The following is a 13,662-nucleotide window of genomic DNA, read 5'->3' on the forward strand; positions in this document are numbered from 1 at the left end:
CTCAAGAATTAAATAATGGTTTCGCATTATTGCTCTCGAAATATAATGACTTTCCATTGTATAAACATTCCAGTTAACACAAGACTATTTCGCGGAGTTATTTTGAAGCGAGACCGGATTTTAGTGGCTCCTTCCATTATGGGGGCTGATTTGTCAAAATTAGGAGAGGAAGTAGCTTTAGCTAAAGTTTCTGGAGCTGACTTTCTGCATATAGACATAATGGACGGCCATTTTGTTCCCAACTTAACTTTTGGGCCAGATGTTATAGCTGCTGTTAATAGAACTTCGGACATTTTTCTGGAGGTTCATGCAATGATTTATAATCCGTTTGATTTTGTGGAAAAGTTTGTTGCTTCTGGAGCGGATAGAATCGTAGTTCATTTTGAATCTTCTGAAGATATTGAGGAGTTATTAGCCTATATCAAGAAGTGTGGCGTTCAGTCTGGGGTAGCGTTCTCTCCAGAAACTTCCGTAGAGTTTATTCCAAAGTTTTTTGGGAAGACAGATCTTATTCTGTTGATGTCTGTTCATCCCGGATTTGCTGGACAGTCTTTTATCGCAGAAACTGTTGATCGCGTCCGATTTGTTCGACAAGAACTAGATAGAGCCATAGAACAAGGGGTTGCTCCAAGCCTTATTGAAGTAGATGGTGGTATAGATAATCAAACGGCTCATGGTTGTATTGAGGCAGGAGCGGATGCCTTAGTAGCGGCCTCGTACCTGTTTAAAGGAAGGGAGAGGGGCGAGTCTATGCAGCAAAGAATAGCGTTATTGAGAGGATAAAAAATACTATGGTACTAAGTAATCAGCTCACAGCGGGGATGTTTGTCTCCTTGAAGGATGGGTTGTTTAAAATTTTATCTATAGAGAAAATAACAGGCCCAAAGGGGGATGTATTTTTTAAAGTTTTCTTGAAGTCTCCTGATTCAGACGTTGTTTTGGAAAGAAATTTCAAGTCTGGGCAAGAAGTCAAGGAAGCACAATTTGAGAGCAGGACATTAGAGTACTTATACATGGAAGGATCCTCATATCTCTTTTTAGATCTTGGCGATTACGAGAAGATTTTGATATCAGAAGAAATTATGAAGGATAGGAATCTTTTGTTAAAGGCTGGCACCACCGTTACAGCTTTGGTTTATGGAGACACTGTTTTTTCTGTAGAGCTTCCTAATTTTTTGGAGCTTATGGTTTCAAAGACAGATTTTCCTGGTGAAGACATGCCTATTTCTGGGGGAGCCAAAAAAGCTCTTTTAGAAACCGGTGTGGAGATATTGGTGCCTCCGTTTATTGAAATTGGTGATGTTATCAAAATCGATACTCGAACCTGCGAGTATATTCAAAGGGTATGATAAAACATATAAGAGCATTATGGACTTAAAACAGATAGAGAAGTTAATGATCGCCATGGGGCGTAATGGAATGAAACGTTTCGTTATAAAAAAGGAAGGGTTAGAGCTAGAGTTAGAAAAAGATTCTGGTCAATCTAATGAGATGCCGGGTTTTTATGATGGCAGGTTGTTTTCAGGTTTTTCTAGAGAGAAGCCTATTCCTTCCGACCCTATTAATAAAGAGTCTGCAGAGGATTCTTCGGTTAGTAAAAGCGCTCCAGAAGCTGACGTTGGTTTGTTTGTCAATTCTCCTTTGGTTGGCACCTTTTACAGCGCCCCTTCACCAGATTCTCCGCCTTTTGTGAAGCCTGGGGACACGATTTCAGAAGACACTATTGTCTGTATTGTAGAAGCGATGAAAGTAATGAACGAAGTAAAAGCTGGAATCAAAGGCAAGGTTGTGGAGGTTTTGTTGACTAATGGGGATCCCGTTCAGTTTGGATCGAAGCTTTTTCGTGTGATGAAGGTTGATTAATGAAAAAAGTTCTCGTAGCTAATAGGGGGGAAATTGCAGTTAGAATTATTCGGGCGTGTCACGATTTAGGGTTATCTACTGTGGCAGTATATTCACAAGCTGATGAAGAGGCTCTTCATGTTTTGCTTGCTGATGAGGCTGTGTGTATAGGCGAATCTCAAGCTTCGAAGTCGTATCTCAAGATAGCCAATATTTTAGCTGCTTGCGAGATTACTGGTGCTGATGCTGTACATCCAGGATATGGGTTTCTTAGTGAGAATGCAAATTTTGCATCTATTTCTGAAAGCTGTGGATTAACGTTTATAGGTCCTAGTTCGGAGTCTATAGCTACTATGGGAGATAAGGTTGCTGCAAAGAACTTGGCTAAGAAGGTTAAGTGTCCGATTATTCCTGGTTCTCCCGGAGTTGTTGCTGATGAGGCTGAAGGATTAAAGATTGCAGAGAAGATAGGCTTCCCTATTGTTATCAAAGCTGTTGCTGGGGGAGGCGGTAGAGGTATTAGAATAGTTCGCTCAAAAGACGAGTTTTATAGAGCGTTCTCTGCTGCTAGAGCTGAAGCGGAAGCTGGGTTTAATAATCCTGATGTGTATATTGAGAAGTTTATTGAAAACCCCAGGCATTTGGAAGTACAGGTTTTGGGAGATAAGCACGGAAATTATGTCCATCTTGGGGAGAGAGATTGTACCTTACAACGTAGAAGGCAGAAGCTTATAGAAGAAACACCCAGTCCCATTTTGACTTCTGAGATACGTCGCAAGGTAGGGGCGATGGCTGTAGAGTTGGCTCGCGCGGCTGGATACTATTCTGTGGGTACTGTGGAGTTCCTTCTTGATAAGGATAAGAAATTTTATTTCATGGAAATGAACACTCGAATTCAAGTCGAGCATACTATTACTGAGGAAATTTCTGGGATAGATTTAGTTAAAGAGCAGATACGAGTGGCTCAAGGAGAGAAGCTTTCCTGGAAGCAGAAGAACATTAAATTTTCTGGACATGTGATTCAGTGTAGGATTAATGCTGAAGATCCGAGTAATAATTTTGCTCCTTCACCGGGGCGGTTAGATTATTATCTACCTCCGGCAGGGCCTGCAGTTCGGGTAGATGGGGCTTGCTATAGTGGGTATGTTATTCCGCCATACTATGATTCCATGATAGCTAAAGTGATTGTGAAGGGGAAAGATAGAGAAGAGGCGATAGCCATAATGAAAAGGGCATTAAAAGAATTTCATGTAGGCGGAGTGCACTCCACAATACCTTTTCACCAGTTTATGTTGAACAACGAAGATTTCATTAACTCTAACTATGATATCAACTACATAGACAATTTGTTAGAGAAGGGCGAGTCTTTGATATAGATATTTTCAGAGGTTGTTCATTAATAAAAAAGGCTCTTAGCAAGACGTTAGAGCCTTTTTTTCCAGGGATGAAGAGATAGCTTCCAATAGATTTTTGCATAGGGAGCTTTCTATGGCGCAAGTTTTCTCTAGAAGTTGTTCTCCATTCTGTATTAAGGATAGCTCGGATTCCATTTCTTTAAGGTGTCCTATTTCTTCCATAAGGATAGATTTTATGGTTATGGGGCTTTGTGACTCTTTTAATAGGGTATTATAGATCTCATACAGTTCAAAAGCTCTTAATTCGATAGCGTATGTAACCAAGATGTATGCTGTGGATCTGAGTTCAAATCCTGTTAAGAGAAGTTCTTTTCTTAAGAATTTTGTTGTTTGCAGGTCCAAAGAATGTAGATAGTATCTTGAGGATGACCTGCCCAGAGTAGAATCATACTTATAGGAGGGCAAAAAATCATTTGTAAGTCTATGTATTTGAGTTTTTAGGTAGTAAGCGTGGCGAAACTCTTCAAAGGCATGCTTTAAGATTTCTTCCTTTACCATAATGGGATGTTCGCTAGCGGCTATTTTTCTGGCGCCACTATTTTCCATATAGGAAAGGGTGTTGACCCATCTAGCATGGATAGCGGAGTCTCTGATAATTTGAGAGAGTATGTCTTTCATTTGTGCTGAGTAAGAAATAAAAGTTACTGGGGGATTTGGCATAACACCTCCACAAGACTTGAGTAAATAAAGTTTAATTCTTTAGAAGAAATACAGTAAGGGGGAAGGACATAGATGGTGTTTCCTAACGGTCTTAGAAGGAGCCCTCTTTCTAAGAAAGCGTTGGATAAATGATTTCTGAGTTCAGAAAAATAAGAGTGGGAAGAATTTGGATAGTCAAGGACTAGTAAGGTTCCTAGCACCTCGCAGCGAGGCCATCGATGTCCGTGTTGTTTTTGGAATTTTTTGTGGCTATTTTCTATAAAGGTTCTTTGTTTTGAACATTTCTCAGACTGGGTAAGTTTTAGAGACTCTATGGCTGCGGCGCACCCCAAAGGGTTTGCCGTGTATGTATGTCCATGGAGGAAAGCTTTTTTTCTATCTGTAGATAAGAAGCCCTCATAGATGGTTTTTGTCGTAGCAGTAAGGGCTAGAGGAAGGAATCCGCCTGTTAGTCCTTTAGAAAGACATATGATGTCAGGTTGTTCTTTCATGAGAGAAGAAGCGAATAGGGGGCCTGTACGTCCAAATCCTGTTAAGACTTCATCTGCGATACAAATGACTTCGTTTTGTTTTGCCAGAGTAAGGATGTAATCAAAAGTTTTGGCATCGAAAATTTTCATTCCTCCAGCACCCTGTAGGATGGGCTCATAAATGAAGGCGGCAATGTCTTTGTTGTTGTTAAAGAGTTTTTCTGCTGTTTCTGCTGCTAAGTTTTCTTGTCCAGGATATGGGGAAGGAAGTGTTATTGTTTCGAAGAGAAAAGAGCTGAAAGGAGAGGCAAACAGGTTGCAGCTCAGGGACATTGTTCCGAAGGTGTCGCCGTGGTAACTGTTTGTTAGTTTTACGATGCGGGATCTGGGGCTACGTTGATTTTGAAAGTATTGAATAGCCATTTTAATCGCTATTTCTACAGAAGTGGATCCATTATCAGAAAAGAAGCCTTTGCATATCCCTTTAGGAAGTAATGGTATCAATTGATCTAGTAGGGAGACTGCGGGAGAATGAGTCATTCCAGAAAATATCACATGCTCTAAGGTTTTGGCTTGTTTATAGATACTTTTTGCGATCAATGGGTGTGCGTGTCCGTGCAAGTTACACCACCAGGAAGAGATAGCATCAAGGTATCGATCATTTTCAGAATACAGGTAGCAACCTTTAGCTTTTTTTATGACGATGGGGGAAGCGTCTATGGCGTGTTGTGTAAAAGGGTGCCAAACAAACTCAGCATCTTTAGCTAGAACATCATTTCGCATAAAGACCAGGCATTGGCATAATGATTAATAACACTTGGAGAGATATCTTTTTCTCTGTTAATTGTTCCTATGACAGGTAGATCTAATTTTTGTTTGAGCCATAGGGAATCCTCGCAATCATACTCATTTAGAATAATTCCTAGAAGAGATAGGTTTCTATTTTGCATGGCTTCAATGGTTAATAATGTATGGTTGATACTTCCCAAGTAATCTCGACATACAAGGACCCAGCGGCTATCTGTTTCAGAGAAAATGTCTCCTTGAGAGCGATGATGGAAGGGGGATAAAAAACCTCCTGACATTTCTATGATTAGAGGGTTATTGGTTTCAGGGAACTTTAGGTCGTGTTCATCCAGGGACACTCCATCAACTTTTGAAGCTTTGTGTGGAGATAGAGGGTGTCTTAGTAGATATGCTTCGGGATGGCAAACGCACTGGGTTAGATGGTAGACCTGATCGCTATCCCTGTTATCTAGGGATCCTGCTTGAATAGGTTTCCAGTAGTCTGCGCTAAGCATTTTCACCAAGATGGCGGAGGCTAGAGTCTTTCCGACTCCTGTATTAATTCCTGATACTATTATATTCATTTGAGTGTTGATCGCTGGAGTTTGAGAGGCCCTCTTAAGAGAGCACAGCGATTAGCGGAAGATTATAGAGAAAAAAACTTTTTTTCCCTAGAAAGCTCTCTATTTTCTTTGTTTGGTTAAGTAATTTTGTTAACGGAGTTTAGGAGTTCCAAAAGAAGAGTTACTTCCTGAAGAGTGTTGAAAGAGTGTAGACAAACTCTCAGAATCTCGTGATTTTTTTGCACAGTGGGGCTAAGAATGGGCCTGACGTCGAATCCCGCCTTTTGGCATAAAGAGGAGGCTCTTTTAGCATTATGAGCGCCGGGAAAGAGTAGGGGTTGTATGCATGTTTGAGAAGGAAAGGCTCGTTGGAGCTGATATTTTTCTGTTAACTCTTGAAAATAAGTGATCAAAGAGTTTAAATAGCTTCTATCCTCTGAAGCTTTTTGGATGCATCGATAAGCGTGGCGGATTTCTTCTATAACTAGGGGGGGGAGAGAAGTGCTGTAGACTAAAGGTCTACAGAAGTTCACGAGGTACTCTTTTAGTAGAGAGCTGCCTGCTATCGATGCGCCAAAAATGCCGAAGGCTTTTCCGTAAGTGTATATCGTTGCAAAGACGGACTCTTGCAAGCCTAGAGAGGAAACTATTCCTTCCCCATACTTGCCATAGACCCCGCCAGAGTGGGCCTCGTCAACAATAAGTAGGGCCTCATTTTCTAGGCATGCTTCTGTTATTTCTTTTATAGGGGCTAAGGAGCCGTCCATGGAGAAAAGAGTTTCTGTACAAACAAAAGTATTTCCTGGATACTTCTTGTTGAGGCGGTTTTTTAGGTGGCTTACGTCGTTGTGTCTAAAAGGAAACGCTTTTGCTCTGGAAAGTTTTATGCCGTCAATAATAGAGGAGTGCACCTGAATATCGTATAGGATTCGATCCTTTGGAGAGGCTATACAAGAAATTAGTCCTACGTTGGCAGCGTATCCAGAGTTACAAACTAATGCGCTCTCTACCTTGTGAAACTTTGCGATTTCTTCTTCGAGTTTTTCATGAGCTGAAGAGTTCCCTGTAAGGAGACGGGATCCTGTAGAGCCTTTAGTACATTGAATAGAGAAGTTGGTTTTTTGACAGAAGGGACCTCTCCTTGAGATCCCTAAGTAGTCATTGGAGGCAAAATCGACTTTTGTTGCGCTGTGATTTAATGAAAGAGAACGAAGAATACCTTTCTTTTGTCGATTTTTTAGAGCCTCTTTTAAAAATCTTTCCCTGAACATGGATTGCCTCTACTTTTCATGAAAGAAGGTCGAGGCTTCATTCCCAGTAGTTCTAGCATAGCCTTGTCCTCTTCCATGGAATTATTTTCTACGGTTAGCAGTTTTTCTCCAAAAAAGATAGAGTTTGCTCCAGCGATGAAGCACAAGGTTTGTTGTTCAATACTGAGAAAAGCTCTTCCTGCAGACATTCTGACCATGGAGTAAGGAAACACTATTCGGGCCGTTGCCAGAGTGCGTAAAATATCCCAGAAGGGTATTGGGGGGGTGTTTTCTAGGGGGGTGCCTTTAACTGGCCATAAAATGTTCACGGGAACAGATTCTGGAGGATTTTCTCTTGATGCCAACACATGAAACATCTTGGCCCTGTCAAGAATAGTTTCCCCCATGCCTATTATGCCTCCACAGCAAGTGCTAAGTCCTGCTTCTTGAACGACATCCAGCGTGTTAAGGCGATCTTCGAATTTCCTTGTTGTGATGATAGTTTCATAGAACTCTGGAGAGGAGTCTATGTTATGGTTATAAGCGTACAGGCCTGCCTCAGCAAGCTTTTGAGCTTGCTCAGGAGTCAACATTCCTAGAGTGCAGCAAACTTCCGCGCCCATGTCTGTAATAGATTTAACCATTTCCAGCACTCTATCGAACTGGTGATTATTTTTTACATTTCTCCATGCAGCGCCTAAGCATATGCGTGTGGCGCCATTTTTTATAGCTAACTTAGCATTTTCTACTACGTCCACAATTTTCATCATAGCTTCGGGAGATACGTGGGTGTTGTACCTAGAAGATTGTGCGCAGTAGGCGCAGTCCTCCGTACAGCCGCCAGTTTTTACGGACATGAGGTAACAAGTTTGTAATTCCGAAGGAGGGAAGTTTGAGCGTAGTACTTTGTTAGCTCTGTGGATCAATTCAAATAGAGGAGAATTAAGGATTTCTAAAATTTCTTCCAACGAAAAAGAGGGATTAGTTTGTAACGTATCTGTCATGCAAGATAAAAGTTCCCTAAAGTTAATTTTTTCAAGAAAGTTTACTTGTCTGTAAGAGAAAGTCAACAATCTTTTCTTAAAGAAGGGGGTTTTAAAAATATTTAATAACTTTATTGTTTTTGTTTTTTTGTGTTAAACTCTCCCGCTCAGACAAGTCTTCGGAGGTATTATGTCTGTTCCCTATCCTTTTTCTCCGTCGCTCTCTCATGATTTTTTTCATCGTCCTTCACACCGTGATGCGAATAGTTTTTCTAGGGAAGTTAGATTGTTTGTTGATCAATGGCGCAATTCCAATGTTCCAATTTCTAGCGAGAATGAAGCCAAAATATTGGAGTTGATTAAGGCCTTAGAAGACCTTTCTAGTATGGGTGTTATGGCTTCAAATAGGAGGTGTCATGCTGAGGCTTCTCAACAGTTATTTAAGCGCTGTTTGTCTCTTTATGCTGGTCTTAGGGAAAGTTTCTTTTCTCTTGATGAAGCTCAGAGAGTAGGCTCCTTCGATACAGCCAGCTTTAGAGGAAAGTTTTTCCAATATGGAGAGGAGAAGTCTTTTAAAAAAACAATTTTTCAAGAGTCAGAAAAAGATGAATCGACGGTATCTGTTTCTTGTCCAAAAGGTATAAAGGTACTGTTTTTAGTAATAGGCGTATCTTTAGTAGCCGCTGTTTTCTTTGTCATAATGGCCCCCCTTCTTCTCGTTTCTTCTGGAGTGTTTGCTGCGTTGGCTTTAGGTGGGATGAGCATTGTTGCCGCCTGTGTGGTTTCTGTAGCCGTCATTTATTTGATAATAAAGTGTTGTGGTTGTTTCCCTAAAAAGGGCTAGGAAGCATTTCTAGAGATTGTTTGTTGTTTTGAAAAGATACTTCTAATTACAATCGGCCACTTTGTTTTAGGGGTGGTTGAGTAATGGTGGAAGTTTCTAGCTTAAAACTACAGGAGTCTCCTGTTTGTCCCTTGCTTTTGGAGGAGGATTTAGTTTCTTTTCGTGTTAGGGTTCCTTTGCCAGAGAGGAGTGGAGCTAAGAAGCTTTCTTATATTGTTCGAGACTTGGTTTTGGTGTCTTCCTATCTTATGGTCTTGTTAGCTTCAGCGATGATTATTTCTGGAGTGTTTTTTTTGGGCATGTGGGCTAGCGTAGGAATTTCTGCTATCTTGACAACGATTTTAGTGGGTTTGTTTGTGTGGGCTTTGTGTAGATATTTTAAGGCATATTGCGCAGGATCAAGAAAAGATGCGGAGAGTATTGCTCAGCAATAAAGTTTTTAATAGTGTCTTTTTTGTAAAATTTTATTAAAGATTGTTGTTTTTTAGTTTGTTGTGTTTAACAAAAAACAAAAGTTTTATTAAAATAGTCCTGTTTATTGCTTTTTTAGGTGTTTTGTTATGGCGGTAAGTAGAACTCTTGGTGTTATAGGGGCAGCGTCATCGATAGCTACCTTGGCTTATTTGTTAAGCGAAGATGAGAAAAAGGCTCTGGAAAAAAAAGCTCCTGAGCGGCTTCCTGGATACATAGTCCATTCTAGCGGGGACGCCATCTACTTGAAAAATGACGTGGAATTATTAAAAGATTCTATCAATAAACTTCCCTTTCAATTGCCCTCATGGCTAGTCGAAGAAGTAGAGAGTTTGGCTGCAGAGGCTCAGAGATTGTATAGGCTTTCAATAGCCTCCGGAGACCCTTTAGGTGGACTCGGAAGACTTCAAGCAGCCTATGACAGGTACTATTGCATCAGAAAGGTTCTGCGAAGCGAATTTCAAGTTGGTGACGAGCGTGGCAGTGGTGATGTTAGGTATACGGGGCCTACGTCGGGACCTATTTTTATCAGATATGTTGAGGAAAAAGTCACCCGTGATCCCGAAATAAAATCTCGTAGGGGACTAGCTATAACAGGGTTAGTCTTGGCTGTGCTAGCAGGAATAGCTGGGGTTGTGGCTTTAGGAGTTCTAGCTGGAACTGGGGTGATATCTATCCTCTTGGGTGTCGGAGTGTCGATTGCTATCATCCTGTCTTTGGTTATTCTTTCTAATATTGTCGTCCATAAACTGCTGCCTACAGAAGAAACTCTTCTCAGAAGAGTTCGAGTTGATCCGAAGGATGTCGGAGAACCTTATGGGTGGAGAAAGGCTCTTTCTGCCTAGTAGTGTGATTTTTTAGATAAAAGATGGTGTTCTATCCTATGGGTGGGGATGAAATATCTTCAGAGACTGCGCGCCCAGTTCACAGAATCTATGCTAGCCTTTCCATGTCCGCTCCCTTATTTTCAAATTGGGTGGAGAGCTCTTCTGTTATGATAAGGCGATCAGTATTAACTCTGGTTGCCAATCTCATAGTGCTTGTCGCCGTCCTTTTCCTAGTTGGTGGATGTCTAGCCTGGCTAAACACTGCTTCGGTGGTTCTTCTTTCCCTGGTGCTTGTCTCGGCTGTTCTAGCACTTCTTATATCTCAAAACTTACTGTACGATGTTCCTTTAGAAGAAGTCCCTAGTAAACTCGAGAAAACTACAGACTTTCTTCCTCATAGACAGTTAGAATGCTGTAAAAAGTTTTCCGGGGGCTTTAATAAACTTTTAGAAAGTCATTTGCCTAAAGATCTATGTGCATTTTTCTTTGAGGAGTGCTTATCTTTCTTGGAAATGAGAGAATTTTTACTAAAAATACAGGATGAGCAAATAAGTCGATTTCTTTTTTCTGGAAAACCTTTTTACCTAAAAAGTGAAGAAGAGATCGTAAATGGGGAGGGGCTTATCGATTTTGTTAATCGTGTTAAAAGACTCTTCTCTCCGAGTCTTCAAGAGAAAGTACTTCGCTTTTGGACATCGCCCTCCAGGGTGCCTGCTGCCCAATGTGAGGATGTGGGAGCCCTCTTAGATAGATTGGAAAATCTTGCTAAAAGTAACTGTCCTCTGTTTTGGTTGTCCAAGTTTTTAAATGAATGTCATAAATCTAACTGGCTTGGACTTAGCTTCGAAGGGGTTTTTCTTGGAATAGATACCTCTTCATTGGAAAAATCTTCGACTTATTGCGTTTCTCGGTTAGGACTTTTGGAGTCTAAAAGCACTATTTTTTCTAGAAAGTGGTGGGTGTTATCGCAGATTATTCCTAGGGAAAAGTACGAACAAATGGTGAAAAGCTATGGCTACGGTCTTAAGGGTGAGTTTTTAGAAATAGTTAGAAAATATCAGATGTTGTTTCGACTGTTTGTCAAAGAAAATAATATAGGCCTTGTAGATGCTCCAAAAATTGAAGAGTTTAAAGCGTTATGTGAGCATCGATATTCTCCGGAAGCTTTTTATTGTTTATCAGAGCTGAGTCTGGAAAGATTAGATTGGTTTGCTAGATTGACGAACTATAATGGTGAAAATGTTTTAGCTAAATGGATGATGGCTTTCGGAGAATATTTATACGATAGAACATCCAGAGGATTTAATGAATATTACCGCCCTCATGAATATAGATTCTTTGCTTCTTCTGTTATGTGTTTAACAGAGGAAGAATTGGAAGATGGTGTAGGCAATGAAAAGGAGTTTTCTCATAAACTGAGTACTCTTAGTGGATTGTTTATAGATATAAGCGATATTACGGATAGTTGGTATACGGGGAATAAAGCTTTACTACCTGAGTAGTAATCTCGTCTAGAGGAAAGCTAGTAAGCTTGTACTCAAAGCATTTTAGATCTTTTAATCGTTCTTTTGAGAGCCATAGTTATTAGAATTTTCTGAAAGTCCTCAAAGAAAAATTCTTTGAGATTTGGGTTTATTTTTTTTAGTGGCGAGGAAAATATGAGCCAGGGAGCCTTTCTTAAAGTAATTTCATCAGTGCCAGAAAGAGATTTAGAAGCTCTTAGACATCTTGAGGGGCCCATAAAGGCTTTTAGAATTGGCAAGTGGGTAAGGCATGTTGCTGCAGGGATTATAGTTATGATGTCTGCTTTAGCCGTTCTTTCGGCCCTGTTTTTTGGAGTAACTTCCTTTGAACTGGTCTTCTTTGCTGCAGTAAGTTCCTTTGCAGCAATTGTTTTGGTTTGCTCTCAGCTCTACCTTGTGTCTAAGGCTAGGATTATAGATAAAAGATTGTTAGAGGCTCCCATCCTCTTAGAGAAAAAAACTCATTTTGATGAAGAAAGTGAATCAACTAAGAGATTTTTAGCGGAAAGACTTAGAGTAGCAGAAAAGTTGGTTGAACTCGGAGAAAAAAGGCTTTCAGAATTCAAAGAGACAGAGTTTATAGATTCTTTGGAAAAGGCGATGAAAGCGATAAATAAATCTTCGGCAGCATCTCCCAACTTTTTAGATGGCGTTGTAGAATCCGGCATAGATTCAGAAGCTATTAAACACTTCATTAGAAAAGAAAAGTTATCTGTTGAAGAAGTCTTAGAGTTACTTGATGTGCTTCCTGACTTTCTTTTAGAAGAAGGAGATTTGAGAAGAAAGTTGTCTCCAAGACTATTCTATAAAGCCTCTTCTTATGGAATTAAGTGGCTCAAAAGTGCCGCCTTGTTGATAGATGATGTTCAGAGTATAGGAAGGCGATTTCGACTTTTTTGCTTGCGTAACTGTCCCTTTTTTTTCTTGTCGTGCTTTTTAGAAAGCTGTTTCGAGGGGGCCTCTTTAATAAAGTTGAAAGAGCGTTTTAGACCAGGAGAAAACTTTTCTTTACCAGAAGTTGCTGCTTGTAGTGTTTCTAGGATAGGGCTTTCCTCCCGTCATGCACCTATTTTCTCTAAAAAATATTGGACGTTTGCTTCCCATGCTTCTACCTATGAACTGGCATATACAAGTATGGCGTCATTTTATGTTTCTAAAGATGCTACGTTTAAAGTAGTGGCTCGTTTCTTTAAAGACAGTTTTCAAGGTTTTATTGCATCTCAGTCTATTGATTCAGAATCTATTCCAGTAGATTTATCTGAGGAGGACCTCTCTTTGTTGTGTGAGCACGGACTCAGTTTTCCTGGTTTGCAGTTGTTATCAAGCCTCCCCAAAAATAAGTTAGAGTTATTCCAAGAAATGACAGATCTTGATGGAAGAAATTTTCTGGCAGATTTAATGTTTTCTTTCGGGGACAGATTATTATTTTTCACCGGGGATGAGGGGGCGTGGAATTGTGCTAGATTTCTTTCAGTGTTTTCTGAAGAGCAGTTAAGTTGTCGACCACGCTCGAGATCCATCAGAGGTGTTACTTGGGAGGAGATGAGAATTTTATTCCAGTGGGCTAAGGATGGAAAAGATGAAGAGATTGAAAGGTTTTTCAGTGTTCTGGAAGAAGATGAGATAGAAATTAGCAGGTGTGAGGATCAATCTTGGTACGCTAGGGGAAGGCTTTATGATTTTTCTAGTGAATCGGTTTACTCTACAGAAGAAAGAACTTCCAGGCAGCAGGCAATAGCACTTCCTTGGATAAACTGGAATCGATCTATATACAGGAAAGGGAGAATAAGAAAGGATAAACTCTAACATCACAGAGATAACCTCTACTTAATAAATTCAAGTGAAGTCGATAGCGAAATCGTCATGGGTAGGTTCTATCGTTGCCTGTTAACAAGCAACTTTATCTGAAAGGGCTCTCTTATAGGGATTCTAGGCGTCGTCGCTCTTTGTTTATGGCTGCAAGAGCAATATCAATGAGTGACAGGCGCTCATTTGTTGTTTAATTCCCGTCTTTCGTACTCTAGGGTT

The 13,662-nt window shown here is 40.4% G+C and carries 14 protein-coding genes; 9 read left to right on the forward strand and 5 right to left on the reverse strand.

Going from position 1 to position 13,662, the window contains the following annotated elements; genetic code table 11:
• Positions 1–102 precede the first annotated feature (102 nt).
• Genes rpe through accC form a run of 4 tightly spaced genes read left to right on the forward strand, consistent with a single transcriptional unit; the run spans position 103 to position 3,218 of the window.
• Entirely contained in the window at positions 103–783 is a 681-nt protein-coding gene (gene rpe / locus KJA58_RS01230; protein WP_246485708.1) for a ribulose-phosphate 3-epimerase, read from the forward strand.
• A gap of 8 nt (positions 784–791) precedes the next feature.
• The gene (locus KJA58_RS01235; protein ID WP_213357654.1) at positions 792–1,349 is read left to right on the forward strand and encodes an elongation factor P; all 558 of its coding nucleotides are present in this window, start codon (positions 792–794) and stop codon (positions 1,347–1,349) included.
• Positions 1,350–1,368: 19 nt separating this feature from the next.
• Entirely contained in the window at positions 1,369–1,863 is a 495-nt protein-coding gene (accB, locus tag KJA58_RS01240) for an acetyl-CoA carboxylase biotin carboxyl carrier protein (RefSeq protein WP_213357655.1), read from the forward strand.
• Positions 1,863–3,218: an acetyl-CoA carboxylase biotin carboxylase subunit gene (accC, locus tag KJA58_RS01245; protein WP_213357656.1), complete on the forward strand. Its 1,356-nt coding sequence runs from the start codon at positions 1,863–1,865 to the stop codon at positions 3,216–3,218. Before accB ends, accC begins: the two co-directional genes overlap by 1 nt.
• 36 nt (positions 3,219–3,254) lie before the next feature.
• Here the strand turns inward: accC and KJA58_RS01250 are convergent, their stop codons facing one another.
• From KJA58_RS01250 to bioB, 5 genes are all read right to left on the reverse strand, one after another.
• The gene (locus tag KJA58_RS01250) at positions 3,255–3,917 is read right to left on the reverse strand and encodes a hypothetical protein (protein WP_213357657.1); all 663 of its coding nucleotides are present in this window, start codon (positions 3,915–3,917) and stop codon (positions 3,255–3,257) included.
• Entirely contained in the window at positions 3,899–5,170 is a 1,272-nt protein-coding gene (gene bioA, locus KJA58_RS01255; RefSeq protein WP_213357658.1) for an adenosylmethionine--8-amino-7-oxononanoate transaminase, read from the reverse strand. Before bioA ends, KJA58_RS01250 begins: the two co-directional genes overlap by 19 nt.
• Positions 5,152–5,757, reverse strand: coding sequence for a dethiobiotin synthase (gene bioD / locus KJA58_RS01260; protein ID WP_213357659.1), 606 nt, complete (start codon positions 5,755–5,757; stop codon positions 5,152–5,154). The genes bioA and bioD overlap by 19 nt, the downstream gene beginning before the upstream one ends.
• A 116-nt stretch (positions 5,758–5,873) precedes the next feature.
• Positions 5,874–7,007: an aminotransferase class I/II-fold pyridoxal phosphate-dependent enzyme gene (locus tag KJA58_RS01265; RefSeq protein WP_213357660.1), complete on the reverse strand. Its 1,134-nt coding sequence runs from the start codon at positions 7,005–7,007 to the stop codon at positions 5,874–5,876.
• The gene (bioB, locus tag KJA58_RS01270) at positions 6,986–7,990 is read right to left on the reverse strand and encodes a biotin synthase BioB (RefSeq protein WP_213357661.1); all 1,005 of its coding nucleotides are present in this window, start codon (positions 7,988–7,990) and stop codon (positions 6,986–6,988) included. Before bioB ends, KJA58_RS01265 begins: the two co-directional genes overlap by 22 nt.
• 169 nt (positions 7,991–8,159) lie before the next feature.
• Between bioB and KJA58_RS01275 the strand changes: the two genes are divergently transcribed.
• The 5 genes from KJA58_RS01275 to KJA58_RS01295 all read left to right on the forward strand — a co-directional run bounded on the left by KJA58_RS01275 (position 8,160) and on the right by KJA58_RS01295 (position 13,440).
• Entirely contained in the window at positions 8,160–8,813 is a 654-nt protein-coding gene (locus tag KJA58_RS01275) for a hypothetical protein (protein WP_213357662.1), read from the forward strand.
• Positions 8,814–8,896: 83 nt separating this feature from the next.
• A complete protein-coding gene (locus tag KJA58_RS01280; protein WP_213357663.1) occupies positions 8,897–9,247 on the forward strand; it encodes a hypothetical protein in 351 nt (116 codons plus the stop codon).
• Between the two features lie 126 nt (positions 9,248–9,373).
• Positions 9,374–10,129, forward strand: a complete 756-nt coding sequence (locus tag KJA58_RS01285; protein WP_213357664.1) for a hypothetical protein — start codon at positions 9,374–9,376, stop codon at positions 10,127–10,129.
• 38 nt (positions 10,130–10,167) lie between these two features.
• Complete coding sequence (locus KJA58_RS01290; RefSeq protein ID WP_213357665.1) at positions 10,168–11,613, forward strand: DUF1389 domain-containing protein; 1,446 nt, start codon at positions 10,168–10,170, stop codon at positions 11,611–11,613.
• A gap of 156 nt (positions 11,614–11,769) precedes the next feature.
• Positions 11,770–13,440, forward strand: coding sequence for a DUF1389 domain-containing protein (locus KJA58_RS01295; RefSeq protein ID WP_213357666.1), 1,671 nt, complete (start codon positions 11,770–11,772; stop codon positions 13,438–13,440).
• The last annotated feature ends 222 nt before the right edge of the window (positions 13,441–13,662 follow it).

The organism is Chlamydiifrater phoenicopteri, assembly GCF_902807005.1.
Taxonomy (GTDB): Bacteria; Chlamydiota; Chlamydiia; order Chlamydiales; family Chlamydiaceae; genus Chlamydiifrater; species Chlamydiifrater phoenicopteri.